This window comes from Acidiphilium sp. JA12-A1 (genome assembly GCF_000724705.2).
GTDB classification, from domain to species: domain Bacteria; phylum Pseudomonadota; class Alphaproteobacteria; order Acetobacterales; family Acetobacteraceae; genus Acidiphilium; species Acidiphilium multivorum.
Genome location: NZ_JFHO01000042.1, coordinates 1 through 21,682, shown reverse-complemented (window position 1 = coordinate 21,682; position 21,682 = coordinate 1). Strand labels below are relative to the sequence as shown.

The 21,682-nt window shown below is 68.9% G+C and carries 21 protein-coding genes; 6 read left to right on the top strand and 15 right to left on the bottom strand.

The annotated features are described in order from the left end of the window. Nucleotides 1–58: 58 nt before the first annotated feature. Together clpS and RT91_RS07925 are read right to left on the bottom strand one after the other, a co-directional pair. Nucleotides 59–415, bottom strand: a complete 357-nt coding sequence (gene clpS, locus RT91_RS07930; RefSeq protein WP_012040133.1) for an ATP-dependent Clp protease adapter ClpS — start codon at nucleotides 413–415, stop codon at nucleotides 59–61. Between the two features lie 74 nt (nucleotides 416–489). Next, nucleotides 490–1,485, bottom strand: coding sequence for a lipid A deacylase LpxR family protein (locus tag RT91_RS07925; protein WP_007423193.1), 996 nt, complete (start codon nucleotides 1,483–1,485; stop codon nucleotides 490–492). Between the two features lie 272 nt (nucleotides 1,486–1,757). Here RT91_RS07925 and RT91_RS07920 point away from each other — a divergent pair, with 272 nt between their 5' ends. Beyond that, nucleotides 1,758–2,237: a DUF2147 domain-containing protein gene (locus tag RT91_RS07920; RefSeq protein WP_240314239.1), complete on the top strand. Its 480-nt coding sequence runs from the start codon at nucleotides 1,758–1,760 to the stop codon at nucleotides 2,235–2,237. Here RT91_RS07920 and RT91_RS07915 read toward each other — a convergent pair whose 3' ends face one another. Further along, entirely contained in the window at nucleotides 2,238–3,743 is a 1,506-nt protein-coding gene (locus RT91_RS07915) for a Ppx/GppA family phosphatase (RefSeq protein WP_013640877.1), read from the bottom strand. Between the two features lie 183 nt (nucleotides 3,744–3,926). Here RT91_RS07915 and RT91_RS07910 point away from each other — a divergent pair, with 183 nt between their 5' ends. Together RT91_RS07910 and argF are read left to right on the top strand one after the other, a co-directional pair. After that, nucleotides 3,927–5,123: an aspartate aminotransferase family protein gene (locus RT91_RS07910; RefSeq protein WP_035186632.1), complete on the top strand. Its 1,197-nt coding sequence runs from the start codon at nucleotides 3,927–3,929 to the stop codon at nucleotides 5,121–5,123. Continuing rightward, nucleotides 5,120–6,061, top strand: coding sequence for an ornithine carbamoyltransferase (argF, locus tag RT91_RS07905; protein WP_007423189.1), 942 nt, complete (start codon nucleotides 5,120–5,122; stop codon nucleotides 6,059–6,061). Before RT91_RS07910 ends, argF begins: the two co-directional genes overlap by 4 nt. Before the next feature lie 6 nt (nucleotides 6,062–6,067). Here argF and RT91_RS07900 read toward each other — a convergent pair whose 3' ends face one another. The 4 genes from RT91_RS07900 to purM form a co-directional block, all read right to left on the bottom strand. Next, nucleotides 6,068–6,970 (bottom strand): EamA family transporter, encoded by a 903-nt coding sequence (locus tag RT91_RS07900; protein ID WP_013640876.1) that lies wholly within the window; start codon nucleotides 6,968–6,970, stop codon nucleotides 6,068–6,070. Nucleotides 6,971–7,040: 70 nt separating this feature from the next. After that, nucleotides 7,041–7,202 (bottom strand): hypothetical protein, encoded by a 162-nt coding sequence (locus tag RT91_RS21970; RefSeq protein WP_154653547.1) that lies wholly within the window; start codon nucleotides 7,200–7,202, stop codon nucleotides 7,041–7,043. A 140-nt stretch (nucleotides 7,203–7,342) separates the two neighbouring features. Then, nucleotides 7,343–7,963: a phosphoribosylglycinamide formyltransferase gene (purN, locus tag RT91_RS07895; RefSeq protein ID WP_035186630.1), complete on the bottom strand. Its 621-nt coding sequence runs from the start codon at nucleotides 7,961–7,963 to the stop codon at nucleotides 7,343–7,345. After that, nucleotides 7,960–9,030 carry a phosphoribosylformylglycinamidine cyclo-ligase gene (gene purM, locus RT91_RS07890; protein ID WP_007422425.1) on the bottom strand — a complete coding sequence of 357 codons (1,071 nt, stop codon included), beginning with the start codon at nucleotides 9,028–9,030 and terminating at the stop codon, nucleotides 7,960–7,962. The genes purN and purM overlap by 4 nt, the downstream gene beginning before the upstream one ends. 154 nt (nucleotides 9,031–9,184) lie before the next feature. On the opposite strand from purM, the gene RT91_RS07885 reads away from it, so the two are divergent. The 3 genes from RT91_RS07885 to RT91_RS07875 are packed head-to-tail and all read left to right on the top strand — an operon-like array spanning nucleotide 9,185 to nucleotide 13,229. Beyond that, entirely contained in the window at nucleotides 9,185–10,279 is a 1,095-nt protein-coding gene (locus RT91_RS07885) for an AI-2E family transporter (RefSeq protein WP_012040125.1), read from the top strand. A gap of 22 nt (nucleotides 10,280–10,301) precedes the next feature. Then, the gene (locus RT91_RS07880; protein WP_007422427.1) at nucleotides 10,302–11,015 is read left to right on the top strand and encodes a DnaA ATPase domain-containing protein; all 714 of its coding nucleotides are present in this window, start codon (nucleotides 10,302–10,304) and stop codon (nucleotides 11,013–11,015) included. Nucleotides 11,016–11,045: 30 nt separating this feature from the next. Next, nucleotides 11,046–13,229, top strand: a complete 2,184-nt coding sequence (locus RT91_RS07875; protein ID WP_035186627.1) for an RNA degradosome polyphosphate kinase — start codon at nucleotides 11,046–11,048, stop codon at nucleotides 13,227–13,229. Here the strand turns inward: RT91_RS07875 and RT91_RS07870 are convergent. From RT91_RS07870 to RT91_RS07835, 8 genes are read right to left on the bottom strand one after another with little or no spacing between them, the layout of a single operon-like run. Continuing rightward, nucleotides 13,199–13,504: a hypothetical protein gene (locus RT91_RS07870; RefSeq protein WP_013640872.1), complete on the bottom strand. Its 306-nt coding sequence runs from the start codon at nucleotides 13,502–13,504 to the stop codon at nucleotides 13,199–13,201. The two genes, RT91_RS07875 and RT91_RS07870, sit on opposite strands and share 31 nt — an antisense overlap. Then, nucleotides 13,501–13,896 carry a hypothetical protein gene (locus tag RT91_RS07865; RefSeq protein WP_012040121.1) on the bottom strand — a complete coding sequence of 132 codons (396 nt, stop codon included), beginning with the start codon at nucleotides 13,894–13,896 and terminating at the stop codon, nucleotides 13,501–13,503. Before RT91_RS07865 ends, RT91_RS07870 begins: the two co-directional genes overlap by 4 nt. After that, nucleotides 13,884–14,123 carry a hypothetical protein gene (locus RT91_RS07860; protein WP_007422431.1) on the bottom strand — a complete coding sequence of 80 codons (240 nt, stop codon included), beginning with the start codon at nucleotides 14,121–14,123 and terminating at the stop codon, nucleotides 13,884–13,886. The genes RT91_RS07865 and RT91_RS07860 overlap by 13 nt, the downstream gene beginning before the upstream one ends. Nucleotides 14,124–14,139: 16 nt before the next feature. Continuing rightward, on the bottom strand, nucleotides 14,140–14,493 hold the full coding sequence (locus tag RT91_RS07855; RefSeq protein WP_007422432.1) for a hypothetical protein: 354 nt from the start codon (nucleotides 14,491–14,493) through the stop codon (nucleotides 14,140–14,142). A 5-nt stretch (nucleotides 14,494–14,498) separates the two neighbouring features. Then, the gene (locus tag RT91_RS07850; protein WP_035186624.1) at nucleotides 14,499–16,637 is read right to left on the bottom strand and encodes a hypothetical protein; all 2,139 of its coding nucleotides are present in this window, start codon (nucleotides 16,635–16,637) and stop codon (nucleotides 14,499–14,501) included. A 2-nt stretch (nucleotides 16,638–16,639) separates the two neighbouring features. Next, a complete protein-coding gene (locus tag RT91_RS07845; protein ID WP_035186621.1) occupies nucleotides 16,640–18,532 on the bottom strand; it encodes a hypothetical protein in 1,893 nt (630 codons plus the stop codon). Between the two features lie 27 nt (nucleotides 18,533–18,559). Then, entirely contained in the window at nucleotides 18,560–21,103 is a 2,544-nt protein-coding gene (locus tag RT91_RS07840) for a right-handed parallel beta-helix repeat-containing protein (protein WP_035186619.1), read from the bottom strand. Between the two features lie 9 nt (nucleotides 21,104–21,112). Further along, nucleotides 21,113–21,604: a hypothetical protein gene (locus tag RT91_RS07835; RefSeq protein WP_013640866.1), complete on the bottom strand. Its 492-nt coding sequence runs from the start codon at nucleotides 21,602–21,604 to the stop codon at nucleotides 21,113–21,115. Between the last annotated feature and the right edge of the window lie 78 nt (nucleotides 21,605–21,682).

The following is a 21,682-nucleotide window of genomic DNA, read 5'->3' as shown; positions in this document are numbered from 1 at the left end:
AGTGACCGGGAACAACACTTCCATGCCATCATCGCGCCCGGCGGCGGCCTGCACCGCCCTATTCCTTCTCGATCGTGCACTGCAGAGGATGCTGGCTCTGGCGGGCAAGGTCCATGACCTGCGTCACCTTGGTTTCAGCAACCTCATAGGTGAACACGCCGCACACCCCGACACCCCGCCGGTGCACATGCAGCATGATCCGCTCGGCCTCCTGGCGGCTCTTGCCGAAGAACCGCTCAAGCACATGAACGACGAATTCCATCGGCGTGTAATCATCGTTCAGCATCAACACCTTGTACAGGGACGGCTTGCGCGTTTTCGTGCGCGTCCTGGTCGCCACTCCGGTGCCCAACCCGTTTCCGGTTCCTCGACGATCTGAGCCTGACATCAGCGTATTCTCGGTCCTCACCACCATATCCTATCCATACGCCCCGGCGGTGGGAAAGAGAAAATTTTCGCCCGACCGTCGATTCGCCGTGAGAGGTCCGGTCAGAAGCGGACCGAAGCGGCGAACGAGCCGTATTCGTGGATCCCGCCGGTCTGCCCATGGAAGCGCTCGGTCTGGAACACCTGCGTGTAGGTCAGGCGCACTCCGCGCCAGATGACCGCCACCCCGGCCTCGACCGAGCCGACCACCCGGTAGGGCTGCACGGACCGGCTCGGCTGGAACAGCGTCCCCTGCAGATATTCGTCATGCGCGACCAGCTTCGCCCCGGCGCCGGCGAAGACATACCAGGCAAAGCGGCGTGCGCTGTAGGCATCGCCGCCGGACGGGCCGGGGCTGATCAGGGGCGCGCCGAAATCGGCGCCGAGCCCCTCGCCGACGCGGAAGACCACGCCCGGTTCGGCATAGATTTCGGTGGTGCCGGCCATTGCCGAAATCTGCGGCAGCGCATCGGCCTCCAACCCAGCGCCCGGGCTCGTCAATGGCAGCCGCCAGATGCGGGAGGCGAACAGATCGAAGGCCGGCTCGCTCGGCAACTGATAGGCCCAGCCATGCGTCCGTCCCTGGCCAATGATCGCATGCGTCGTGTTCTGGACGATCTCGGCCCCGGCATCGCGCCCGAACACGCCGGTGTCGAACCCCATGATCGTCCGCGTCCGGTGCGTGTCCTGGATGAGGCTGAAACTTGCCAGCAGCGAACCGGCATAGGGTTCGTCATTGACCGGCGGGTTGATCAGCGTGGTCGCCGCCGGCGTGAAGATCTTCTGGGTGAGGCTGATGCTGACGCGCTGGCGCCCCTGGCCGAGCACTGCATGCCCCCACGCCGCCAAGCCCTGCGGCACCGCCCCTGGATTCGACGTCCAGCCGAGATGAAATCCATTCACATAAAAGCGATCGGTCAGGCTTTGCGTGCTGATCGACGCGTTCTCGTCCTGCAGCGTCCAGATGCCGCTTGGGAACGTTCCCCCCGCACGGGCCGGCGCGGGAATCAGCGCAAGCATGGAGACGGACGTGGCGAGAGCGGCCAGGATTCGGTTCATCTGGAGCGTCCTGCTTGGATGATCGGACCGCAGGGGCAGCCCGAAGGATGGAAAAATGTTCGAAGGAGAAATCGTTCCCGGTGGAACGATTGCAAGTCAAGTGTTGAATGCGGGACACAGCTGCCGCCGAAAAGACATCGGGATGCGCATAAGACACATGTGAAGACTTGCGATTTTCACCGCCGGATGAGCAACCATTTCACGGTCAAATGATAACCCTCGTGATCAGGTCTCATACCGAACGAATTGGCCGGGCAGCCCTGCGGCGTATCGTGCTGGGGCTGGCCCTTCTGGTCGTGGTGCTCGCAACACCCGTATTGGCGCGCGCGGCCTCGCCTGTTGGCGACTGGTTGACCGGCGAGGGGGGCGCCGTGGTCCGCATTGCGCGCTGTCATGATGGGAAGGCTTTGTGTGGACGCATCGTCGGCATCATGCTCGATAGCGGCGCGCGTATGCCAGTTGACTGGCAAGGCCGGCCCCAATGCGGGTTCGAGCTGATCCGTCCATCCGTTCGGCGCAACGGAGAGCTCTGGCGGGGCCGCATCGTCAATCCGCGCAATGGCAACCGTTACCACGCCCAATTCCGCGTCGACCGCGCGGGCCAGCTGGCGCTGCGCGGCTATATCGGCCTGCCGATCTTTGGTGAGACGCGGCACTGGATGCGCTACGACGGACAGGTGCCGGACTCCTGCCGGATCGATCAGACCCAGATCGCCGCCGCCGGGCGGAATGGCGGCCGCGCGCGGGAGTGATTACCCCGCCGCGCGGATTTCGGCCTCGAGCCCGACCAGCGAGCCCAGCCTCGCTAGCCGCCGCTCGATCGGATCGCCGGCGAAGACCCCACTCCGCGCATCCAGAAACAGAACGAGCCGGCTGTCGTCGCGTAGCAGTCTCGTCGCCGCAAGCAGTGCTGGCGTGCCGGCCGACAGGGTGTAGGCGAGGCGCAACGCCGCCCCCAGCGTTTCGGCGCGCCGCGCCGTCGCCATGTCGAGCAGCGCCCGGGCCGGCGCCAGAAACGCGCTTTCCACCGGCGCCTCGTAACGCAGCGCGAGAGTGAGAGCGAGAAAGGCGCGGGCGTGATGGTCGAGCCCGACACCGGTCTGCCGCAGCACCCGCAGGAAGGCCTGCTCGGCGCGATATTCCGGATGTTCGTGATTGCCGATATCGGAGAACCAGCACGCCCCTTCACGCAGCCTTCGGTGCGAGGCGGATTCGTCGGGGAACAGCGTCGCTGTCCAGGCAATCAGCGCGCCGGGCAAAGCAGGGTCGCGCAGCAGCCCCACCGTGAGGTCCCGGCCGGCCGCGATCAGCGGATCCTGGGTGCGCATCGCCTCGGGCAACTGGCGCAGGAACCAGCCCTCGCGCAGGCCGTTGGCGCTGAACACCACACGGCTGGCCCCCGTCGCGCGCAGCAGGCGGCGCAGGATGATGGCGGCAAAGGGCAGATCGTCGATCCGCTTGCGCGCCACCCCCGGCATTCGTTCGATGAGCTTGCGGCTGGCATCGCCGACCACCGCGGACAGGTCGCGCGCCTCGTCCCGGCCGACCGTGTAGTGATGCACCATCGCCAGCGGATAGCCGGTCTGGGCGATATGGATGCGCGCCAGCGCACGGAAGGCCCCGCCCGACACGAACAGATCCCCCCCCTCGCCATCGCCGAGAAAGGGCACGCCCGCCAGCTCGTCGGACACGATCGCGCGGGCCCGGGCGCGATCTTCCTGGGCGCGCTCGGCCAGTCGGATCACGCCGATCGGCACCGTCGCCGCCGGGCCGATCCGCCCTTCGGACAGGCGCACGAGTTCGAGCGAACCGCCGCCGAGGTCGGCGAGAATGCCGTCCGCTCCCGGAATGCCGCACAACACGCCCTCGGCGGACAGCCTCGCCTCTTGCTCGCCACTCAGGATGATGACCTTCAGGCCGGGAATCTCGGCCTCGAGACGGGCGACAAAATCCGGCCCGTTCTCGGCATCGCGCACGGCCGAGGTCGCCAGCGCCTCGAAGGGGGCGGCCCCCATGGCGCGGGCGATGGCCCCGTAGCGACGCATCACCGTCACCGTCTCGTCCATCGCCGCCTCATCGAGGCGGCCGGTGCGGATCAGTCCGCGCGCGAGGCGCAGCACCGCCTTTTCGTTGAAGATCTGCATCGGGTTTCGGGACTCGCCCTGAAAAACCACGAGACGGACCGAATTCGACCCGAGATCGACGACGGCGCGGCGGCGCAAAGCGCCGGGCGCCGGTTCGTGAAGCATGCGCGTCATGTCGTCTGCGTAGCGCAGCCGGAGTACGGACGGTAGAGGGGGGTGTGGCCCGTGACGCAGACCGCCGCTATTCGCAACCCAGCCGCGCCGGAAGGCATTTGCCACCCCTGAGCGCCCCTTCGCGTTTGACTTGGCGGCCCGGCTCCGCACAATAGCGTGGTTGCGAAAGAAAGTGACCACGACATGATCCCTTCCCTCATGCCGAACTACAACCGGATCGACGTCGAGTTCAGCCACGGCGAAGGCGCCTGGCTGACGGCCGCCGACGGCCGACGATTCCTCGATTTCGGCGCCGGGATCGCGACCTCCTCGCTCGGCCACGGCCATCCCGGCCTGACCCGGGCGATTGCCGATCAGGCGGCGAAGGTGATCCACGTCTCGAATCTCTATCGCGTGCCGCAGGCCGAACGCCTCGCCGCCCGCCTCGTCGCGGCGAGCTTCGCCGATAGCGTCTTTTTCTGCAATTCGGGCGCCGAGGCGAACGAAGCTCTGGTCAAGGCCTTCCGCAAGACCATGGCGCGCGAGGGCAAGCCCGAGCGCTACCGCGTCATCTGCGCGCAAGGCGCGTTCCACGGCCGCACGCTGGCGATGATCAGCGCGACCGGCAACCCCAAATATCTCGAGGGCTTCGGCCCGCCGGTCGACGGTTTCGACCATGTGCCGTTCAACAATCTCAACGCACTGCGTGACGCCATAACGCCCGAGACCGCTGGTATCCTGGTCGAACCGATCCAGGGCGAAGGCGGCATCCGCCCGGCGACAATGGAATATCTGCGCGGGCTGCGTGCCGCGGCCGACGAGTTCGGCCTTCTGCTCGGCTTCGACGAGGTGCAGTGCGGCATGGGCCGTACCGGGAAGCTCTTCGCCCATGAATGGGCGGGTGTCGTGCCGGATGCGGTCAGCACCGCCAAGGGCATCGCCGGCGGGTTTCCGCTCGGCGCCCTGCTCGCGGGCGAACGGGTCGCGGCCAGCCTCGTGCCCGGCAGCCACGGCACGACCTATGGCGGCGGTCCCCTTGCCTGCGCCGCCGGCAATGCCGTGCTCGACACGGTTCTCGCCCCCGGCTTCCTCGATGCGGTCGAGCGCACCGGCCGGCGCCTGCGCGCCGGACTGGAGACACTTGCCGCCCGCCATCCAGATGTGTTTTCCGGTGTGCGCGGCCAGGGGCTGATGCAGGGGCTGGTCTGCACGGTGCCGAACGGCGAGGTGCAGAACGCCTGCTTCGCCGAAGGGCTGCTCATTGTCGCCGCCGGCGACAACGTCGTGCGCCTGGTGCCGCCGCTGATCGTGCGCGATGCCGAGGTGGACGAGGCCCTGGCCCGGCTTGACGCCGCGGCCCGGCGCTGCAAACCGGCCACCGCCCGGGACGCCGCGCAATGAGCGCGGCCATCGATACCGGCCGCCCCCCCGCGGCGCCGCGCCATTTCCTCGATCTGTCGCTGCTCGACACGCCGACGCTGCGCCACATGCTGGACACGGCGACGCGCTTCAAGCGCGCCGGCCGCGCCCTCGGCCATCCGCTCGCGGGGCGGGCGCTGGCGCTGATCTTCGAGAAGCCCTCCACCCGCACCCGCGTCAGCTTCGAGATCGGCATGCGCCGGCTCGGCGGCGAGGTGATCATGCTTTCCTCGCGTGAAATGCAGATCGGCCGCGGCGAGACGGTGGCGGACACCGCCCGCGTGCTCTCCCGCTATGTCGACGGAATCATGCTGCGCACCGACCGTGAGGAAAAGCTGCGCGAACTCGCAGCACACGCCACCGTGCCGGTGATCAATGGACTCACCGAGCGCTCCCACCCCTGCCAGGTGATGGCGGATGTGATGACCTTCGAGGAACAGCGCGGCCCGATCGCCGGCCAGCGCATCGCCTGGATCGGCGACGGCAACAACATGGCCAAGAGCTGGATCGAGGCTTCGGCCCGGTTCGGCTTCCAGCTCCGCCTCGCGTGTCCGGAAGAGCTGCTACCCGACGCCGAGGCACTCGCCTGGGCGCGCGCGCAGGGCGCCGACATCCAGCTCACCACCAGCCCGGCCGAGGCCGTTGAAGGCGCGCGCTGCGTCACCACCGACACCTGGGTCAGCATGAGTGACGAGGACGTCGAGAGCCGGCACAACATTCTCGCCCCATATCGGGTGGACGAGGCGTTGATGGCACGAGCGGCGCCGGATGCGATCTTCATGCACTGCCTGCCGGCCCATCGCGGCGAGGAGGTCAGCGCCGGCGTCATCGACGGTCCGCAATCGGTCGTGTTCGACGAGGCGGAAAACCGGCTCTTCGCCCAGCAAGGTATCCTGGCCTGGGCACTCGGCGCGGCGTGATCCGGTTCAGGCCGTCCGCAGCCGCTGCGCCGCCCGCCAGCGCGGATAGAACACGCTGATCGCGAGCCCGGCAAACACCAGCCCGGCCGCGCCCAGCTTCCAGGCCGGCATCGGTTCGCCGAGCCAGAACACTGAGGCGGCCATTCCGAACACCGGCACCAGCAACGCCATCGGGCTGACGGTTGCCGAAGGGTAGCGCGCCAGCAGGAACGCCCAGCTGCCATAGCCGAACCAGCTATTGCCGACCGATTGCCAAACCACCGCTAGCCAGCCGGCGGGCGTGGCATATGTCACCGAATGGAGGATCGCCGCCGGCCCTTCGCGCAGCAGCGCAACGAGAAGAAGCGGCGGAGCGGCGAACAGGCTCGACCAGACGACATAGGCGAGCGCGTTGCGCGCCCCGCTCTCCCGCGCAACGATATTGCCGATCGCCCAGGACGAGGCGGCCAGCAGCACCAGCAGCAGGCCGAACAGGGTTGTCCCGCCGCTCACATGCCGCATGATCACACCGATGCCCGCGACGGCGAGCAGACAGGCGACGATCTGAAAGACGCGCAGACGCTCGCCGATGCGCGCCATCGAGAGAAAGATCGTGAAGAAGACCTGTGTCTGGATCACCAGCGAGGCGAGGCCGGGGGAAATCCGCCCGTCCATCGCGAAGAACAGCAGGCCGAACTGGCCGGCGCCGATCAGCAGGCCGTAGGCGGCAAGATTGGACCACTTCACCCGCGGCCGAGGCAGAAAGAAAACACCCGGCACGGCTGCCAGGGTGAAGCGCAGTCCGGCAAGGAGAAACGGTGGAAACTGGTCGAGAGCCAGGCGAATGACGACGAAATTAGTGCCCCACACGGCCACGACGGCCAGAGCGAGCAATGCATGGCGCGGACTTAGAACTTGCGACTCGCTCACGACCGACCTTGTCTGACACGTGGCGGCACGGCCGGGCGTGCCAGGACGAAGCGGCGGAGACGGTCCGGCGTCAGCTCCAGACGGTAAAGGCGGCGATCAGCAGGATGGTGACGATCACGCAGATCGTGGTGACCGTGATGAAGCGCGAGAAGCTATTCCAGCCCGTCTGACTGGACTGTTCAAGCTGTTCCAGACCGATCGGGAACTTCTTGGGGCCTTCCGTGTCAGCCATCATACGTGCCTTGAACCTTTCTTGCCGCCGTCACCTTGCGTGACCGTTGTGTTCTCTCGCAGCCACGCCGGACATGGCCGCGCCCCCGCAACGGCGAAACACATCCTTGTGACTTCTCCGGTTGATATTGCGTCCCGCAGTCAAACGCAAGGGTTGAGTAGACTGGCCCGTGGGTCGGCGGGCACCTGTTCGCCGCAGATGAGGTTGCGCAACGCCTGCGGATAGATCCTGTGCTCCTGGACGAGCACACGGGCTGCCAGGCTCGCCTCGGTATCGCCGGGCAGCACGGGAACCGCCGCCTGCGCGAGTATCGGCCCCTCGTCCATCACTTCCGTCACGAGATGAACGGTGCAGCCATGCAGCCTCACACCGGCGGCGAGCGCGCGGGCATGGGTGTCGAGCCCCGGAAACGCCGGCAACAGCGAGGGGTGGATATTCAGCATCCGCCCGGCCCAGCGGCCGACCAGAAATGGCGTCAGCAACCGCATGTAACCGGCGAGGCAGACGAGTTCGCATCCCGCCTCGCGCAGCGCCGCATCGATCGCCGCCTCATGCGCCGCACGGTCCACGCCAAAATCCCGCGCCGGAATCGCCCTCGCCGGAATGCCGGCGCGGCGGGCCGTCTCGAGCCCCGGCGCCGCAGCCCGGTTCGACAGCACGATCGCGATCTCGGCCGGAAAGTCCGCCGCCGCCGCCGCGGCAACCAGAGCCTCCATGTTCGAGCCGCGCCCCGAAATCAGGATGCCGACGCGGCGCTTCATGCGAAGAGTGCGTCCGCCCGCTCGATCGTCACCTCCGGCGTTCCGGACGCGCTGGCGATACGGCCAAGGCGGTGTGACTCGATCCCGGTTTCCGCCAGCAGTGCCCGCGCGGCCGGTTCGTCCGCCGGACGGACCACCAGCACCATGCCGATCCCGCAGTTGAACACGCGCAACATCTCCGCCGCCGCGACATCGCCGGTCCGCGCCAACCACGAAAAGACCGGCGGCACCGGCCAAGGCTGGTCGATCACCGCCGAGGTGCCCTCGGGCAGCACCCGCGGCAGATTGCCGGGCAGCCCGCCGCCGGTGATGTGCGCGGCGGCGCGCAGCAGCCCCGCCCGCGCCAGCGCCAGCACCGGGCGGACGTAAAGCGCCGTCGGCGCCATCAGCGCGGCGCCGAGCGTCTGCCCGGGCGCGAAGGGCGCCGGGGCGTCAAGCCCAAGCCCGGCGGTTTCGATGATCCGGCGGACCAGGGAAAACCCGTTGGAATGCACGCCGGTGCTGGGCAGGCCGAGCAGGATGTCGCCAGGCGCGACACCCTCGGGCAGCAGGCGACCGCGCTCGGCGGCGCCGACCGCGAAGCCGGCAAGGTCGTAATCCCCCGCGCCATACATGCCCGGCATTTCCGCCGTCTCGCCGCCGGTCAGCGCGCAGCCGACCTGCCGGCACCCCTCGGCGATACCGGCGATGACCCGCGCCGCAATCGCGGGGTCGAGCCGCCCGGTCGCGAAATAATCGAGGAAGAACAGCGGCTCCGCCCCCTGCACGACCAGATCGTTGACGCACATGGCAACAAGGTCGATGCCGACCGTATCGTGAATCCCGGTATCGATCGCCAGCCGCAGCTTGGTGCCCACGCCGTCGGTCGTCGCGACCAGGACGGGATCGGTGAACCCCGCCGCCCGGGGGTCGAACAGCGCGCCGAAACCACCGATGCCACCGACCACGCCGGCCCGGGTCGTCGCCTTCGCCAGCGGCTTGATGGCCTCGACCAGGGCGTCGCCCGCCTCGATATCCACGCCGGCGGCACGATAGGTTTGCCTCTTGCCGTCGTCCTTGCTGGTCATGCCCGCCTCCGATGCGCTAGTCTCGGTTCATGGATGCTTCGGCCACCCTGCACAGCGGCACCAGGCCGCCCCCCGGGCCAACCCCGGCCATCGCGATGGCGCGGTTATCACCACAGCGCGACCTGCAAGGCAACTCGGACGGCCGACCCCGCCCATGAGCGACATGACCGGAACCGGCTTCCGCTGGCAGCGCTTCGGCTGGATCGCGGCAGGACTGCTGCTGCTCGTGCTGTTCCTGCGCCTGTTCTCGGCGATCCTGCTGCCCTTTGTTGCGGCGGCGGGCATCGCCTATTTCCTCGACCCTGCGGTCTCCGCCCTGCACCGGCTGGGCCTGCCCCGATCCCTGGGGGCAATCATCATGCTGCTCGCGATGATCGCCGGCGTCGGCCTCTGCGCGCTGCTGCTCTATCCGCTGATTTCGGCGCAGATCAGTCTGCTCGCCCAGCAGTTGCCGGGCATGATCGCCGGGTTGCAGAAATTTACCGCCCATCAGATCAGCCTCATCCAGGCACGATTCGGCTCCGGCTTCGTCTCGAACAAGCTCCAGTCCCTCGTCAGCAACGAGGCGGGAGCGATCGTGAATTTCGCGGGCTCGGCGGCGCGCCAGGTGCTGGGAACCGGCTTTGCGCTGTTCAACATCCTCACCCTTCTGGTGATCACGCCGATCGTCGCGTTCTACTTCCTGCGCGACTGGCCGCTGGTCATGGGACGGCTCGATTCATGGCTGCCTCGCTCATATGAAAGCGTGATCCGCAACCTCGCGCGCGAGATCAGCCGGATCCTGAATGCCTGGCTGCGTGGCCAGGCGATATGCTGCCTGTTTCTCGGCGTCTTCTACGCGGCCACGTTGACGCTCGCGGGTCTCAACCTCGGCCTCGTGGTCGGTCTCACCGCCGGGCTGCTGTCCTTCATTCCCTATGTCGGCACCATCGTCGGCGCGGTCTCCTCGATCGTGCTCGCCCTCGGCCAGTTCGGCGGCCTCGACCACGTGCTGGTCGTCGGCGGCATCTTCGTCATCGGCCAGTTGCTGAACGACTATGTGGTCGCACCGCGCTTTCTCGGCGACAGGCTCGGCCTGTCCTCCGTCTGGGTGATTTTCGCGCTGTTCGCCGGGGCGGAGACGTTCGGCTTCCTCGGCGTCCTGCTGGCCGTGCCGGTCACCGCGACGCTCGGCGTGCTCGCGCGGTTCTGGCTGCGCCACTACCTGCAGAGCCCGCTCTATCTCGACCCGCCGCGGCACAGTGCGTAGCGCCGGATACGAGCCGCGGCAGATGGCCCTGCCGTTCGACGAGCCCGAACGCTTCGCGCTGGCCGATTTCATCGAAGCGGCGTCGAATGCCGCCGCCCGCGCGGCGCTCGCCGCACCGGGCGACTGGGTGAATCGCCGCCTGGTCCTCTGGGGTGAGGCGGGCAGCGGCAAATCGCACCTCGCCTGGATCTGGGCCGCCCGAACCTGCGCGACGCGGCTTGACGCCGCCCGCCTGCGCACACCGGCAAGCCCCGGGGGGGCGCCGCTGCTCATCGAGGATATCGATGCCGCAGCAGCCCCACTCGCCCTGTTCGCAACCCTTGAACGCGCCACCCAGGCCGCCGTGCCGGTGCTGATGACCTGCCGCACACCGCCGGCGCGGCTGCCGGTCGAACCGCCGGATCTCGCCAGCCGATTGCGCGCCAGCCTGACCATCCGGATCGAGCCGGCCGAACCTGAACTGCTCGACGCCCTGCTGCACCGCCTCGCCGCCGCGCGGCAGATGAGCCTGCCGCCGGCGCTGCACCAGTTCCTGCTGACCAGGCTGCCGCGCCGCCCCGCGGTGCTGCGCGAAGCCATCGCCCGGCTCGACCGCTACGCCCTCGCCCTTGGCACCGCGCCGTCGCGCCGCCTCGCCGAACGGCTGCTCGACGAGCTCGCCGACCCGGAGGAAAACGACCTCGAACCCCCTCCGCCCGCCGAGGCGCCGCCCGCCGCGATCATGTCTCTGCTTTAGTCGGCCGGCCTTTCGTGGCAGACTGCCGGCATGGACCAGGAAACCCTGCCCCGAACAGCCACCGAGCCGATGCCGGCCGGCGATTCCGACCGCTTCATCAACCGCGAGCTATCCTGGCTGGCATTCAATTCGCGCGTCGTCGCCGCCGCCGAAAACCCCCGCTATCCGCTGCTGGAACGGCTGCGATTCATCTCGATCAGCGGCTCCAATCTCGACGAATTCTATTCCGTCCGCGTTGCCGGGCTGATCGGCCAGGCGCGCGCCGGCCTCGCCCTCCGTTCGTCGGATGGTCTGACGCCCACCCAGCAACTCGGCGAAATCAACCGCTGCGCCCGCGCCCTGATGGAGACCCAGCAGCGCGTGCTCGGCACCGTGCTCGCCGAACTGGCCGGCGCCGGCCTCACCATCATCGCGCCGCACGAGCTGAACGAGGCCGACCGCGCCTTTCTCGACCAGCATTTCATGGAGCGGGTCTTCCCCGTCCTCACCCCGCTCGCGATCGACCCCGCGCACCCGTTCCCCTTCGTCCAGAACATGGGCCTCGTGCTCGCGCTCAAGCTGATCCGCCAGGAGGATTCCGGCGTGATGCGGGCGCTCATCCCGCTGCCCGCGCAGATCCGGCGCTTCATCCGCCTGCCCGATCCGTCACCGGCGACGATCCGGTTCGTCAAGCTCGAGGATCTGGTGATCCTCTTCCTCGACCGGCTGTTCCACGGCTTCCGCCTCGCCGGCTCCGGCCTGTTCCGCGTCTGCCGCGATACCGATGTGGAGTTCGAGGAAGAGGCTGAAGATCTCGTCCAGTCCTACGAAACCGCGCTGAAGCGCCGCCGCCGGGGCGCCGCGATCGAACTCACCCTTGCCGCCGACCTGCCGGACGACCTGCGCACCCTCGTCATCGACGAGGTCGAGGCGCCCGAGGACCAGCTCTTTGTCGAACCCGGCATGCTCGGCCTCGTCGATCTGAAGGAAATGATCGTCGACGACCGTCCGGAACTGCTCTTCCCTGCCTATACGCCGCGTTTTCCCGAACGCATCCGGGACTTCGGCGGCGACTGTTTCGCCGCCATCCGCAACAAGGACATCATCGTCCACCACCCGTTCGAGAGCTTCGACGTGGTGGTCCAGTTCCTCCGCCAGGCCGCCTCCGACCCCAACGTGGTCGCGATCAAGCAGACGCTCTACCGCACCAGCCGCGACTCTCCCATCGTCGGCGCGCTGATCGAAGCCGCGGAATCGGGCAAGAGCGTCACCGCCATGGTGGAGCTGCGCGCCCGATTCGACGAGGAGGCCAATATCCGCCTCGCCCGCGCGCTCGAGGCTGCCGGCGTGCAGGTCGTCTATGGCTTTCTCGGGCTGAAGACGCACGCCAAGCTCTCGCTCGTGGTCCGGCGCGAGGGCAGCGCCATGCGCGCCTACGCGCATTTCGGCACCGGCAACTACCACCCGATCACCGCGCGCATCTATACCGACCTGTCCTTCTTCACCTGCGACCAGCAGCTGACGCGCGACGCCGCCCGCCTGTTCAACTACATGACCGGCTATGCCCGGCCCGAGCAGATGGACCAGCTCGTCTACAGCCCGATCACGACCCGCCGCGCCATCGCCGCGCTGATCGACGCCGAGATCGAGGCGGCGCGCGCCGGCCGCCCGTCGGGCATCTGGCTCAAGCTGAATTCGCTGGTCGACGAGCGGCTGATCGACCATCTCTACCGCGCCTCGGCCGCCGGCGTCCCGGTTTCCTGCGTGGTGCGCGGCATCTGCTGCCTTCGCCCCGGCGTGCCCGGCCTTTCCGAAAACATCCGCGTCAAGTCGATCATCGGCCGCTTCCTCGAGCATGCGCGGATCGCCGTCTTCGCCAACGGCGCGCGGATGCCCGACCGCGAGAACAAGGTCTTCATCTCCAGCGCGGACTGGATGGCCCGCAACATGGACTGGCGGGTGGAAACCTTCGTGCCGATCCACAACCCCACCGTCCACGCCCAGGTGCTCGACCAGATCATGGCCGTCGACCTGCGCGACGATGTCGACTCCTGGACGCTCGGACCCGATGGCGTCTGGACGAGGGTCCTGCCGGGCGATCCGCCCGTTTCGGCGCATGAATATTTCATGACCAATCCGTCCCTGTCGGGTCGCGGCTCGGCGCTGCGCGGCCCGCTCACCCAGCAGCAACGCGACCAGATCCGCTATCGCAAGACCTTCCTGACCAACGATTGATGGGTGACAACCGGCGGCACGGGATGTGGTCGCAACGCGCCGGCCACCGCCGCCAGATGGTTCCGGCAGATCTCGCCCGCCTCCCATAATTCCGCGACATAGGTCGCCACCTGCGATTGCCGTTGCACAAGCGGCACGGCCGGGGCCGGCGGGCATGCAAGCAGCGACGGCGGAATCCGCGGCTCGACGACCCGTATCCGGGTGACGACCTGCGGGGGCGGCGCCGCGCATCCCGCAAGCAGCACCACCGCCAGCATGAGACCCCGCGCGGTCATGGCTTCGCCCTCCCGCCCTGCGCCGCCGCAAGCTGCGAGAGTGCGCCGGCCAGCACCGGAGCCACCGCGCCATCCTGTGTCGGCGGCGCTGCCGCCACCGCCGTCAGAATCCGCTGCGAGAGCGCAACGCCGTGCGCATCCGCCGCCGCAGCGGTGGTCAGCGCCGTTTGCCAGGCCGTCTCATCGGCGGTCAGCCGCGCGAGTTCGGCGCGGTTCTCGGAATTCGTCGCCATCAGCCGCGCGATCGTCCCCTGCCCGCCCCGCACCTCGGCCCGCGCCGCCCGCAGCGCAGCCTCGAGGTGCCAGCCATAGAGCAGCAGGCCGGCGAGCAGCACCACACCCAGGATCCATGGCGCGAACCGGCTCAGCAGCGGAAGGATCACGGCTGGCATCGCGCATTGCCCCCGAACCGGGCCTTCAGACCCATGCCAAACGCCCCCGCGGCGATCGCGGAGCCAAGCCCCATCCCATAGGCCTCGGGCGCAAAGAGCTGGCCACGCACCACCACGGCGAAGACGCCGAGGCAGATGTAGCTGAGCACGCCCAGCACCGAGAGCAGGGCCATCCCGTCCGACCGCCCGGCGGCATCCGAGACTATCTCGTGGAGAAAGCGACGCATCAGATCCCCTCCATTGTCATCCGACGAAACGCAGCCAGTGATCGGCAACGCTGCCGATCACCGCCGAAATCACGCCGATCACCACCATGATCACCCGATGACTGCCCGACTGTTCGCCACGGAACTGCGCCAGCTCCGAGCGGAACCGCGCGAACGCGTCGACGAGTTCGTCGGACTTGTCGATGAACCGCTCCTGCGTGCCCGCCACCTGCAACTCGAAGCGGTTGCGCCAGGCCTCCAGCGCGAGGTGCCTTGCCTCGATCGCGGCAATATCGCGCCGCGCCGAGGCGATCTCCGCCTGCAACAGGCCAACCTCCGAGCGCAGGTCGCCCAGAGCGTCCCGCAGGAACGTGACCGTATCCTCTCCCATGGCGCTTACCCCGGCGTCGTCGAAAGCGGGACGCCGTAGGCGGTCGCCTGCAGCGGCATGTCGATTGCAAAAGCCGCTCCCAGATCCGCCGCCATCGACCATCCGGCCGGCGGCGCGAGGCTCGAGAGATTGTCCGTCACCGCATCGCCCCGGCCGATCTGTGTGCTGCCATAGGGATAGTAGAGCAGGCACGACGCCGCCGGGCTTACCGGCGCGCGCTGCAGCGTCACCGCCACATGCGTCGCATCGACGCGCGAGGCGGCGGTGGCCGGAATCATCGGCCCCGGGTTCGCCACCGTGCCACCGTCCATCACCGCGAACCCCGCCCCGTTTGCCGCCTGCAGGTTCACCCGCAGATCGGTGCCGGCGTCGTGCCGGATGGTCACGACCACCCGGTCTGGCGCCGCCTGATACGCATGCGTGATCGACGGTCCGCCCGCGACCGGCAGGCCGCTTGCCGGCACGGCAGCCGCCGGAATGGCGTCCGAAAGCCCCATCGCCAGCGCCGCCCGCGCCGCCGCATGGGCGCCGATCCGGCCATAACGCAGCAGGTCCGGCTGGTCCCGATGCTGCGGATCGCCACCGGAAAACAGGCCGGTTGCCGGGTCCCAGGTCGCGTTCAGCGGATTGGAATCCGCCGTCTGCGCCACGAAGATCACGGCGTTCCCGGCCGGGTCGAGCGACAGGTCGAGCACGCTCTCGCGCACCATCTGCACACCCTGATCGGTCTCGTAGGGGATGGCGCTCCAGAGCAGCAGCGGCAGCGAGGCGGCGCTTCGCCCCAGCATCTGCCGCGTCAGCGCCGCAAGCCGGCTGACACTCTCCTTGTAAAGCGTCTTGTTCGCATAGGGCATCGTGCTGTCCTGCTCGCTCCACGGCCAGAGCAGGAAGGCGATATCGGCCTCGTCCACCGCCGGGACCAATGCCTGCGAGCCGGTCAGATAGGCCGAAAGCGCCTGCCCGTCGGGCCCCAGCGCCCAGGTCGCGGGCGAAGACCCGTCGCCAGGATTGGTCAGGAACGTGCCGTTCGCCGCCCCGGGCGGGAACAGCGGCGGCGAGGAGTTGGACACCGGATGCCCCGCAATCATGGAATACCGCGCCGGGCTGACGACATTCCCCGCCGGCAGCGACGTCGCCGCCCAGGCGGCCGCGCCCAGATACCACGCCACGCCCTGCGCCAGCGCCAGCGCCCCGCCCGCCTGCACGAACCACTCGGCGTTCGACTGGCCCATCACCAGAAGGTTGACGCCCCGCCGCGCCCCCAGCACCCACCGCCCCTGTGCGGCCACCAGGGTCGTGACCTCCACGGCATCCAGCGCCCGGGTCCAGCACGCCGCCTCGTGAAACCAGCACTGCGCCGAGCCCTGCACCGTATTGTCGTGGAACAGCAGCACATTGCCCGCCGCCGACGCCGGCAACGGATTTGCGACGCCGCTCGCCACCTGCGCGCCGTCCAGCCACACATCCACGCCCGTCCCCGGCGTGTTGCGCAGGATCAGCGCATGGGTGTGCCGCCGTTCGATCGTCGCGGTGATGCCGCGGCTCGCCGCCGTGCCGGGAAACAGCGTCAGCCCGCCGCCACCCGGCCCGCCGGCCTCGATGATGGTGGTTCCCGTCGCCATCGCATGGATCAGCGGGATCGGCGCATTGTCGACCTCGATCGTGCCCTGCCGCCAGTTCGGCCGGGTCCAGACGAGATAGAGCGTCCACGCCGCCCCGCTGCCGAGGTCGAACCGCGCGAGCGACAATCCCCAGTCCGGATCGAGCGTCGGCCCGTACTGCGCGATGGCCGGGTCCGGACTGCCTGCCGCGCCGAGAAACCCGTTGACCCGCGGCACAGCCATCATCGTCGCCGGCGCGGTATCCGCCGCGATGTGAAACGGCAGGAGCGTCGCCCCGTTGCCGGACTTGTCGGCCAGCGCCGCCGCCGGCGCATTCCACGCGACGAGCGGATTGCCATTGGCATCCAGCACGGCGCCAAGCGCGCCGGCATCCCACCAGCCGGCCAGCCCGCTGACCGAGGCCGGCGTCGGGCCGGCGAAGGCGCTCCCCGCCGGCACCGAATCCGCCGTCTGGGCGCGCGCGAACAGCCGCCCCGTTCCGTTCCGCAGCGGCGCGGCCGGGCGTACCGAAATCAGGTTCATGCTCAGGTCACCGTGATCGTGAAGCCGGACACCACCGCCGCCTGCCCCGTCGCGGTCTCGACCCACACGTAATAGGCCCCCGCCGTTGCCGGAATCGTGGCGTAGACCGCCCAGAGCCCATTGTTGTCGATGATCGAGGCCGCCTGCCAACCGCTGGATGGCGGCGTGGTGCCCGAGGTCGAGAACGCCACCTGAGTCGCGATCGCCTGCGCCGGGCTGATACCGCCGTTCAGCGCCAGCGTGCCCGACCCGGCGGCGACCGAGGTGGTCGCCGGCTGGTTGACCGTATAGGTCACCGAGGGCGTCGCGGCCGTCACCGCGATCGCGCCCGAAACCGCCGTCACCGCCGTATCCGCCGTCTGTTCGGCCCAGAGATAGGCGGTTCCCCCCGCACTGCCCGCCGGCAGCGTGGCCGACCAGGTGCCGCCACTCACCGTCGCGGCAACGAAGCTTGCCGGGGGCGTGGTCGCGCTCGCCGAAAGCCCCACCTGCACCGCCGCCCCCGCCGGGGCCACGGTGCCGCTCACCGCGATATTGCCGCCAGCCGTGGCGCTGGCCGGCACGATCCCGAGCGAAACCGCCGCGGCGACCACGCTGAACGGCGCGCTTCGGCCGACCACGCCGGTCGCATTATGGTCGCGCACCGCGATCGTGTAGGTGCCCGCCGGCAGTCCCGGCATCTGGAACGAGTAGGATCCCGCGCCGATCGTCGGCGCAGCCGCGGCCGTCCAGGTCGTCCCGTCGGTCGAATAATCGAGCGCCGTGGGCGTCTCGTCGAACAGGTCACCGCTCACCGTGAACGCGGCATTCGCGAGCGGAGTACCCGGGGCGTTCACCGTGATCGTCGGCGTCGGCATCGCGATGCCATCCCACCACACCAGCGACCCGCCGGAATAGGTCAGCGCAGTCAGTTCCGCCGCGGTGCCCGGCGGCAACGCGCCGACCCCGGTGCCCGAGGTGATGCCGGTGCCCATCTTCACCGGCCCCGAGGCGAGGTTGATCACCCGGCAGGTGAAGCCGCTGCCCATATTGGTGAAATTGGCGGTCAGGGTAATCGGCTGGCTGACCACCAGAATCCGCTGGTTGTGCGTCGTCGCGTCGAGCACCGTGTTGCCGTTCAGCTCGACGACCTGCCGCCGCATGGTGGGAATCTTCTGCGCCACATAGGTCCAGATCGCCGCGAAGCTCTGGCTGGCCAGCGCGTTGCCGCCCTGCGCGACCAGCATCAGGTCGGAATCCGCCGCCGGTCCCGCCGCCGGCAGCTGGTCGATCGTCTGCCCGCCCACCAGCTTTTCATAGGACACCCAGGCATTGGCGCCATTCTGCCAGATCGCGACGAAGTCGCCCGTGCCGATGGTGCTGGCCGAATTCGTGGCTCCCGGCGCGGCGAGTCCCTGCCCCGTCGGACCCGCCGGACCCGCCGGACCCGCGGGCCCGATCACTCCGGCCGGCCCAGCCGGTCCGGTCGGCCCCGCGATCGCGCTGGCCGTCACGCTGAGCGTGCCGTTGGCGTCGATCGCAAGGCCGGCACCCGCGGAGAACAGCCCCCGCAGCTCCGTCACCGGCAGCCGTCCCGGTGCCCCTTGCGCGTTCACCACCACCTCGTCGGCGGTCGACAACGTGCCAAGCACCGGAAAGCCGAGATGATCGGTGCCGGTCGCCGAAAGCGTGCCGCCGCCAAGCGCAAGGCCGGTGCCGGGTGCCACCGCTTCGGGCGTTCCCGCCCCGGCGCTGTTGCGCCCGAGCAGGTCACCGGTCGGCAGGCTGATTTCCTGCTGCAGCCCGGCGGTCACCTGCTGCACGCTCGCGGCATAGAGCACGCCGTTCTGCGACAGCGGCAACAGGTCGGTCGGCCCCACGCTCGCGGCGGTGGGCAGTTGCGGTATCGTCGTCATGGTTCGGGAATGTCCTCTCGCGCTGCCTCAGGCGATCGCGACCCAGCCGGTCGCGTCGGTCGCGGTCTGCTTGATCCAGAAGGTTGCCCCGGCGCCGCCGTCGAGGTTGCGATAGCTCGATCCGGGCGGCGCGCTCACCACGCCGAGCGGCGAACCCCGCCCGATCAGCACCACGCACCCGGTCGGCTCGGTCGGCGATATCAGCCGCACCGCGCCACCCGCGGCGGGCCCGAGCCGCACATCGCCCGCCTGGCTGCCGAGCGTGACGCTGCCGTCCGCGGCCGGCACAAGATAGTCCGACTGGATGAACCGCGCCGCCTGCCAGGCCCCGGCATGGCCCCGCCACTCGATCGTCGCGCCGGCCGGCACGGTCAGCGGCGCGCCGGTCCAGTTCTCCTGCGCCGGCGCGCTGCCGGCAGAAGCGAAGCTCACCGGCGCCAGACAGTCGATTTCCAGCCGCCGCCCCTCCAGCACCGGCAGGCCGACCTGCACGGTCGCGGTCGCGCCGGTGCCATCCCCGGTGATGCTCACCTGGGTGCCGGGTCCGTACCCGCTGCCGCGCGCGGTGATGTAGACACCGATGACCGCGCCGTTGGCGATCCACGCGCTCGCCGCCGCGCCACTGCCCGTCCCGCTGATCGACACCGTGGCATTGGTGTAGTTCGACCCGCCATTGGTCACCTTGATGTAGGTGATCATGCCCTCGGTGCGCTGCGCCGTCGCGCTGATGATCGACTGCACCGCCCCCGTGCTCTGCGACACCGTCACGCGGTCGAGCAGATCGGGATAGACCAGCGTGTTCACCCCGTTCGCGGCCACCGGATTCACCGCGAAGGTATCGTCGAAATTCACGATGTTATTCCGCAGCACCACCGAATCCGTATAGGGAACCAGCGCGTTCAGCGGGTCGCCCGACGTGCCGGACGAGACGATGTTGTCCCGCACCACGACGAGCTGCGGCGCATCCTGCAGGACGATGCCATAGCCGCCGGCGCCGTAATTGATCCTGTTCCCGGCAATCTCGAGATTGTTGCAGGAAATGCCGAAATTCGTGCCCCGCCCGTCGGATTCGACGTTGAGCGCCATGATGCCCGTGGTGCAGTCCTGGATGAAATTGCCGCGCACCGTGCAGTTCTGGCTGCCGCCGATGCCGATGCCGATCGTCTGCCCGTCGCAGTAATTGCCGCTCAGCTCGACATGGATCGACCCGCCGGCATCGATGCCGAACCCGCCGGAATTGATGATCATGTTGTTGGCGACGCGGCAATACCCGGTGTTCACCAGCATCCCGCCGCCGGCCGGCCCGTTATCGACGAGCAGGTTCCCGGTCACCAGGATGTTCCGCCCCGAAATCGAAATGCCGTAGCCGCTGTTGGAAAAGGCGCAGTTCTGCGCGACCAGCGCGCCCAGCACGTCCGGATTGGCATTGCCATAGGTGGGCGGCTCGCGGTTCGTCTGGTTGAAATTGCCGATCACGATGCCGGTCTGGTTGTTCCAGCACGTGTTGCCGACCACCTGCACATCGCGGATCTTCAGCGTCAGCGTCGGATCCTGGTTGTCGACATAGATGCCATTGCGCGCGTTGTCGTGCGCCCGGCAGCTTGTCACCGCCACGGCATCCGTCGCCGCGACCCAGAGCCCGTCCACCGCGTTCGCGGTGAACTCGCAATCATGCACATGATGCCTGGTCACCGTCGGATCGCTCGGCGCGATCGCGAGACCCCAGCCATAGATCGATCCCTTGGCGTTGCGGAACAGCGAGCGCGTGATGTTCGAGGCCGTGCAGCCCGCCTGGATCACCACCCCCCAGGTCTGTGCGGTGATCGCGGCATTGGCGTCGAAGATGATGCCATCGGCATTGAATGTCGCAGCACTCACGCTGATCCACGCCGCCTGGCTCGATGTCCCGGCCACGCTCTGCGCGCCGCGCGTCAGCACCGTCTGCCCCGGCACGCCGATCAGCGTCGCGGCGGCGCCGCTGATGTCGCATTCGCCGTCGATCCGGTAGGTCTTCGGCCCGAACCTGACCGGACTGCCGGCGGCAAGGGCCGCGCGCAGCGCCGGCGCGTCGTCGGTCACGCCATCGCCCCTCGCGCCGAAATCCTCGATCGCGACGGCATTGGCCGCCAGCTCGGCAATCGAGCGCACCGCGCTCGCCCCGGCCGCGACCGCCTCGAACCCGCCCGCCTGCACGCCGGGCAGGGTCGAGATCCCGCTCATGAACGCGCCATAGGCGAGCGCGACATTCGCCCCGCCCTGCCCGAGCGGCACGGCGTCGCCGGCGGCGGGCGCCGCCCCTGCGGGCAATGCCGCAATTTCGAAGGGCGCCGCGGCGGCGGCCAGCGTCGTGCCGCTGAGCGAGAGATTGGCGCCGATGGTGATCGGCACCGGCGCCGCCGTTCCGGGCCCGACACCGCCGAGCAGCGTGCCCTGCGGCAGGGCAAGCTGCTGCTGCATGCCGGCCAGAAACTGCGCGCGCGTCGCCGCCACGGTCTGTCCGGCCTGGTAGAGCGGCAGTTCGTCGCTATCCGAAACCGAATTCGCCGCCGGCAATTGTCCGATGGTTGGCATGCCGCCTCCTCAGTTCGCGGTGATGGGCTGGCCGAACGGGCTGGTGATCGGCGCGCCGCCCGGTGTCGTGATCGCGCTCGCCGGCGCCGGCACCGACGCCAGCGAAACGACCGGCAGGGCGATGCTCCGCGCGAGATTCCGTCCGGCCAGCGTGGTGATGGAAACCGTGACCGTATAGATCGTGCCCGGCTGCCCGCCGGCGAGCCACAGCACGGCGCGGGTGCCATCGATCGCCGTCGAGGCGATGGTGACATCGCCCGGATTGTCCGGGCTCACCGTGGCCGAAACGGTGGCGATCGCATCGCCCGGGCTGCCCGCGAGGGCGGGTGCCACGTCGAAGGTGTAGTCAAGCGTATCGCCCGGATCCTTTTCCGGCCAGGCCAGCGGCCGCGGCGGCAGCAGCGCGATCCCGCGCGGGGTCGGAATGAACCCCTCGATCTCGATCAGCCGTGCCGAGGCGGCCTGCCAGATCCGGCTGGCCGGTGTCGTGGTTGCGCTCATCTGGATGGCTCCGCTCAGTATTCGACGATGACGATGCCAGGCGCGCCCGCCCCGCCGGGGCTGCCGACGGGCGCGGCG

Bases quoted from the DNA above. Each gene is read 5' to 3' on its own strand.
- clpS (WP_012040133.1), bottom strand. From the start codon at position 415: ATGGTGGTGAGGACCGAGAATACGCTGATGTCAGGCTCAGATCGTCGA.
- RT91_RS07925 (WP_007423193.1), bottom strand. From the start codon at position 1,485: ATGAACCGAATCCTGGCCGCTCTCGCCACGTCCGTCTCCATGCTTGCG.
- RT91_RS07915 (WP_013640877.1), bottom strand. From the start codon at position 3,743: ATGACGCGCATGCTTCACGAACCGGCGCCCGGCGCTTTGCGCCGCCGC.
- RT91_RS07910 (WP_035186632.1), top strand. From the start codon at position 3,927: ATGATCCCTTCCCTCATGCCGAACTACAACCGGATCGACGTCGAGTTC.
- argF (WP_007423189.1), top strand. From the start codon at position 5,120: ATGAGCGCGGCCATCGATACCGGCCGCCCCCCCGCGGCGCCGCGCCAT.
- RT91_RS21970 (WP_154653547.1), bottom strand. From the start codon at position 7,202: ATGGCTGACACGGAAGGCCCCAAGAAGTTCCCGATCGGTCTGGAACAG.
- purN (WP_035186630.1), bottom strand. From the start codon at position 7,963: ATGAAGCGCCGCGTCGGCATCCTGATTTCGGGGCGCGGCTCGAACATG.
- purM (WP_007422425.1), bottom strand. From the start codon at position 9,030: ATGACCAGCAAGGACGACGGCAAGAGGCAAACCTATCGTGCCGCCGGC.
- RT91_RS07885 (WP_012040125.1), top strand. From the start codon at position 9,185: ATGAGCGACATGACCGGAACCGGCTTCCGCTGGCAGCGCTTCGGCTGG.
- RT91_RS07880 (WP_007422427.1), top strand. From the start codon at position 10,302: ATGGCCCTGCCGTTCGACGAGCCCGAACGCTTCGCGCTGGCCGATTTC.
- RT91_RS07875 (WP_035186627.1), top strand. From the start codon at position 11,046: ATGGACCAGGAAACCCTGCCCCGAACAGCCACCGAGCCGATGCCGGCC.
- RT91_RS07870 (WP_013640872.1), bottom strand. From the start codon at position 13,504: ATGACCGCGCGGGGTCTCATGCTGGCGGTGGTGCTGCTTGCGGGATGC.
- RT91_RS07865 (WP_012040121.1), bottom strand. From the start codon at position 13,896: ATGCCAGCCGTGATCCTTCCGCTGCTGAGCCGGTTCGCGCCATGGATC.
- RT91_RS07860 (WP_007422431.1), bottom strand. From the start codon at position 14,123: ATGCGTCGCTTTCTCCACGAGATAGTCTCGGATGCCGCCGGGCGGTCG.
- RT91_RS07855 (WP_007422432.1), bottom strand. From the start codon at position 14,493: ATGGGAGAGGATACGGTCACGTTCCTGCGGGACGCTCTGGGCGACCTG.
- RT91_RS07850 (WP_035186624.1), bottom strand. From the start codon at position 16,637: ATGAACCTGATTTCGGTACGCCCGGCCGCGCCGCTGCGGAACGGAACG.
- RT91_RS07845 (WP_035186621.1), bottom strand. From the start codon at position 18,532: ATGACGACGATACCGCAACTGCCCACCGCCGCGAGCGTGGGGCCGACC.
- RT91_RS07840 (WP_035186619.1), bottom strand. From the start codon at position 21,103: ATGCCAACCATCGGACAATTGCCGGCGGCGAATTCGGTTTCGGATAGC.
- RT91_RS07835 (WP_013640866.1), bottom strand. From the start codon at position 21,604: ATGAGCGCAACCACGACACCGGCCAGCCGGATCTGGCAGGCCGCCTCG.